A 5221-nucleotide genomic window follows, 5' to 3' on the forward strand; every position below is an offset into this window, starting at 1 on the left:
CTGCTGCTGTCGCACCTGGCCGGCCTGGCGGCGGTGCCGCTGACGCTCACCCTGCTATTCACCGGCACGCTGCCGCCCGGCGCGGCGTTCGGGCTGCCCGCCGCCGTGGACCGGTGGCTCCGTCCCCTGCCCGACTACGCCCGTGACGTCGATCTGGCCGCCTTCCGCGGGGACGGCTCCTGGCCGGCCGTGACGGCGAGCTACTCCGCCCCCGGGAGCAGCCCGGACGGCCCGCGCGCCGGGAAGGGCGGCCACTGGTCGACCGAGGGCCACCCGCAGGAGCTCCTGCCCGACGACGGGCCGGACGAGGAGGCGTTGACGAACCGGCTCCCGCGACGGGACTGGCTGCAGGTCGACTTCGGGGTACCGGTGCCGGTCTCCCGGATCGAGCTGACCATGGAGCCCGGGGTCACCGCGATGGCCACGGTCGCGGTCCTGGGCCCGGACGGGGCCTGGGTGGACGGCGGTCCCGAGCAGACGTCCACCGAGAACTTCCTGACGGGCCGCGACCGGCGGTTGCGGGTCGACGCCACCACCTCGGCGATCAGGATCGTCCCGGTGCTGCTGCCCGGGCGCGACGGCGCGCGCGTCACCGATCTGCGGATCTGGTCGCCCTCGACCACCCTGCTCAGGCCCCGCCTCGCCGGCACCGACCTGCTGCTGACCAACACCACGAACCGGGACGTCCCGGTGGAGGTGCTCGCGCCGGCGCTGCCGCCGGGCTGGCGGGCCGAGCCCGGCGCCGCCGCTCCGCGCCGGGTGGCGGCGAACGCCACCGTCACCTCCGGCTGGCACCTCGTGCCCGGCCCCGGCGCGCGGCCCGGCCCGGTCGGGTACGCGGTCCGCGTCAGCGAGGGCGGCCGCACCGCGATCGCCACCTGTTTCGCCCTGCTGCGCACCACACCGGCCGGGGTCCGGGCCGAGCCGCTCACCTGCGATCCGGCCTGACCGTTCCCGTCCACGGCCGCCAGCGGCCGCCGGAGAGGTCGCCCAGCGCCTCCTCGATGTCCGGGGGCAGCGCCGGGCCGATGCCCAGGGCCAGCACCAGGTACCAGCCGTCCCGCCCCCGGCGGCGCGCCGGGGGAACGGGCGCGCCCGGCCGCAGCCGGACGTGGATGCCGTGGACGCGGGCGTCACGGCCCCGGCTGTGGACCCGGCGGACCGCCACCTCCTCGACGTCGCTCCACGCGTAGCGGCAGCGGTGGCGGCCCCACCGGGCGGCGATGAACGTGTCGGTGATGTGCAGTTCGAGCCGCCGCAGGGGCAGGTAGCGGACCAGCATCAGCAGCAGGCCGACGAGGGGCAGCCCGACCAGCGGCGCCCAGGACGACAGCCGGTCCCAGTCGCCGCTCACCGTGGTGCGGACCAGGTGGAGGCCCATCAGGGCGCCGAGCGGCCCCCAGTGCACCAGCATCACCTCGCGGGACCGGCCGCTGAGCAGGTACGAGGTGGGCTCGCGTCGTACGGTGAGGCCGCGCCGGCTCGCGGCCGGGGGCCGGGACGGGGACGGCGCGGTGCCGGCACCGTCCGGCGCCGTGTCGGGCGCCGTGTCGGGCGCCGGCCGGGGCGCGGGGAGCCCGGCGGCCGTCCCCGGACCGGCGCCGCCGGGGCCGCCCTGGCCCGCCAGGTGCTGTTGGAGGCGCAGATTGCGGAAGCGGTACGTCCCGGCGGTCCGTTGCAGCAGACCGGCCCGGTGGGCGTCCCGCAGGAAGGTCATCAGGGCCCAGGGCACCCGGCCGGCCAGCGCCAGCGAGCACCGTGCCAGCAGCCACCGGCTCCACGGGCTGAGCAGCAGGAACGTCGCGCACGCGCCGCACCAGGCGGCCAGGGCGTCGGCCCAGTCGGTCACCGGGCGGCCCCACGACCAGTTCAGCAGGGCGATCCCCAGGGCGATCAGCGGCGCGAGGACGACCATGGTCAGCAGGACCGAGGTCCGCTCCGACCGCAGCAGCGCGTCGGGGGTCGCGGCGTCCACGGTGTCCGAGGGCGCCGCCAGCACGATCATCAGATAGCCGGGCAGCAGCACGCCGACCACCAGGGAGAGGCCCTCCGTCGAGGGTGCCAGGAGCTGGAACAGGCCCAGGGCGAGGATCACCGGCGGCCCGCCGACCACCACCGCGAGCCGCCACGCCCGGCCCACCCGCCCGTCGCGGCCGGCCGAGCGGAGGGCGCCCGCGAAGCGCAGCGGATCGGCCCGCCGCCGGGGTGTCGTGCTGTCGTCCCCGAACCACGCCTGCCCGGCCACCCGGAGCGCACCCGCGAGGGTCACGCTGAGGCCCAGCGTGGTGCCGAAGCCGAAGGACCGGTGCCTGCCGCCCGGGACGGCCCCCAGCACCAGCTCGAACAGCAGCGACAGGGCGATCCCCGCCACGATCAGCACCGGCACCGCGAGCGCCCTCGGCAGCGGCGCGCCGAACAGCCGCCACCAGGCCAGCTCGGCGGTTCCCTGACGCCCCATCATCCGGGCGAGGTGGGACAGCCAGAGCCGCGCCCGCTCCGGCTCCCACTGCCGGGGCGGGTGCAGGCGGTCGGGGCCCGGCGGCAGCTCCGGGAACGAGGCGGGCACGATCCGGTCCAGCAGGTGCTGCTCCACCTGCCCGGCGGTCGCGAAGCGCCGGCGGTCCACCAGCTCGCCCGGGTCCGCCGGCGCCCGCTCGTACCCGCGCCGCAGCAGCCACACCATCAGCGGCGTCGACAGCGCCCGGCTGACCGGGCTGTGGGGCTCCGCGCGGAGCTCGGCCAGCAGCGGCGCCCACTGCCCCGCGCGCGACGGCTGCCGGGTCTGGCGCAGGTAGGCCGCCACGTCGGCGGGGGCCAGCGGCAGCGCCTCGATCGCCGAGTCCACCCGCAGCACGTCCCGCTGCGCCGTCACCAGCTCGCGGTAGGCCTCGGTCCGGCAGATCAGCACCAGCCCGCCCTGCCCGCCCAGCTGGCGCCCGAGGGCGCCGAGCACGGCCGTCCGCCGGTGCTCGGGCAGTTCGTCGAGGCTGTCCAGGACGGGCAGCAGGCGCCGCTCGCGCACCAGCCGGGCGGCGGGATGCACGCCGTCCACCCGCGGCAGGCCGGGGTGCTCCTCGGCGACCCGGCGGATCAGCCAGTCGTGGAAGTTGACCCGCTCGGCGTCCCAGGACTCCAGCGAGAGCACCACGGGCACCGGGACGTCCTCGTCGCGGGTGAGCCGGCGGGCGAGCAGCTCCAGGGTGAGCAGCACCGCGAGGGTCGTCTTGCCCGCGCCGGCCCCGCCGAGGATCAGCAGCCGGCGGCGGTCGAGCCCGAGCAGGGCCTCCGCCATCGTGCCGACCCGGTCGCCGCGCCCGTCGAGCTCCCGCCCGGGCCCGAGCGCGGTGCGGCTGTGCACCCAGCGGACGGCCAGCGGTTCGGGGTCGGCCATGTCCCAGGCGTCGGCCTCGGCCCGCCACTGGTACAGCAGGCTGCGGGCGAGCCGCTCCTCGGCGAGGGCGAGCGGCGTGGCGGGCGGTACGGGCGGGGGCGGCACGGTGAGGTGCAACTCGCCGTTGAGCACGCCGATCTGCACCAGGTAGTGGACCGTGCTGTCGGTGACGACGTTGCGGATGTCCGTGGCCCCAGGCCCGGGTTCGGATCCCGTCACTCCCCCGTCCCGCCCTCGTCGACCCCTGCCGTGCCCCTCCTTTCTACCAGGACGGGCACGCTGCCTCCGACGATTCGTCAGGTTCACGCCGACGGCGGCCGGTCGGCTCCGTCCCGCGGCCGCTCCGGCGGCGGTGAGCAGCTGGGAGGATGGGGCGATGACATCCACTTCCGCCGCTCGTGACGCATTGGAGGGCCTGGCCCTCGGGGACGGATTCGGGGAGCGCTGGTTCCCGCCCTTCCGCACGCCCCGGGAGGCGCTCGACCGGATCAGGGCCCGCCGGATCCCGGAGGAGGCGCCGTGGCACTGGACCGACGACACCGCGATGGCGCTGTCGGTGTACGGGGTGCTGACCGCCTTCGACGCGGTGCACCAGGAGAAGCCGGCGCTGGCCTTCGGCATGACCTACCTGGCCGACCCGGGCCGCGGCTACGGGCACGGCATGCGCGGGCTGCTGCCCGGGCTCGCGGACGCGCCGGGCGGCTGGCGCACCGCCGCGCGGGACCTCTTCGGCGGCGCGGGAAGCTTCGGCAACGGCGCGGCGATGCGGGTGGCCCCGCTCGGGGCCTGGTTCTGCGCGGACCTGGAGGAGGCGGCCGAGCAGGCGGTGCTGTCGGCCGAGGTCACCCACGCGCACCCGGAGGGCGTCGCCGGAGCGGTGGCGGTCGCCGTGGCGGCCGCGCTCGCCGCGCGCGGCCGGGGCGGGCCCGCCCCGGCGGGCTCCGACCTGCTGGCCGAGGTCGCGGACCGCACGCCGCCGGGGGCGGTGCGCGAGGGGCTGGGGCGGGCCGCCGGCCTGGACGGCGCGACGGAACCGTGGCGGGCCGCCGACCTGCTGGGCAGCGGGCAGCGCGTTCGGGCCGCGGACACCGTCCCGTTCGCCCTGTGGTCCGCCGCCCACCACCTGGACAGCCTCACCGACGCCCTGTGGGCCACCGCCGAGGGCCTCGGCGACGTCGACACCACCTGCGCGATCACGGGCGGGGTGGTCGCCGCCCGCACCGGCCTGGAGCGGGTGCCCCGGGAGTGGCTGACCCGCCGGGAGCCGCTCCCCGCGTGGGTCGCCGGGGCCGAGGCGGAGGAACCGGGGCGGTAGCCACCGGGGCCGTCGTCACCGGATCCGTCGTCAGCGGGAGCACCCGGACGTCGCACCGGCGGCCCCGGCCTGCCCCGGATCACGGCCGGTCCCCCGGCCCGCCGGCGGCGCGTCGTCCCCGGGGCGGGGACGGTCGTCGCCGTCCCGGGCCGGCTGCCCCTCGCCGATCGTCACATGGGCCAGGCCCGGGCAGCCGTTCCCCCCGGCGGCCGTCACCGGGACGCGTGCGGGGCCCCTGCTCCCCCAGATCATCCGGTGGTCACCGCCCCGACGGCCACCCGGCCGGTCTGCGTCCGCTTCCGGCCCGGCCCGCCCTGCTGATCGCTGGTCATACCGTCGATCCTGCCGAGCGCGTACACCGTTCGCCTGAGTACCGGTACTCAACTCCGCGGCACCGATTCACTCAATTCCGCGGCACCGTTCCCCTCGACTCCGCGGGCCCGTTCCGAGCGAGCGGGCCGACGGCGCGGGCCCGCCCCGGAGGTCCCGGGGCGGGCCCGCGCCGCGCAGTCGAC

Annotated in this window: 2 protein-coding genes and 1 pseudogene; 2 read left to right on the forward strand and 1 reads right to left on the reverse strand. The window is 77.6% G+C overall.

Going from position 1 to position 5221, the window contains the following annotated elements:
• Positions 1 to 948: pseudogene (locus ACFXAM_RS37740) on the forward strand (hypothetical protein); the annotation flags it as partial.
• Here the strand turns inward: ACFXAM_RS37740 and ACFXAM_RS37745 are convergent.
• Entirely contained in the window at positions 929 to 3610 is a 2682-nt protein-coding gene (locus ACFXAM_RS37745) for an NACHT domain-containing protein (RefSeq protein ID WP_380298353.1), read from the reverse strand. The pseudogene ACFXAM_RS37740 and the gene ACFXAM_RS37745 overlap by 20 nt on opposite strands.
• A gap of 157 nt (positions 3611 to 3767) precedes the next feature.
• On the opposite strand from ACFXAM_RS37745, the gene ACFXAM_RS37750 reads away from it, so the two are divergent.
• Positions 3768 to 4706 (forward strand): ADP-ribosylglycohydrolase family protein, encoded by a 939-nt coding sequence (locus tag ACFXAM_RS37750; RefSeq protein WP_380298355.1) that lies wholly within the window; start codon positions 3768 to 3770, stop codon positions 4704 to 4706.
• Positions 4707 to 5221 lie beyond the last annotated feature (515 nt).

Origin of the sequence: Kitasatospora sp. NPDC059462, assembly GCF_042749955.1 — a bacterium.
GTDB lineage: Bacteria > Actinomycetota > Actinomycetes > Streptomycetales > Streptomycetaceae > Kitasatospora.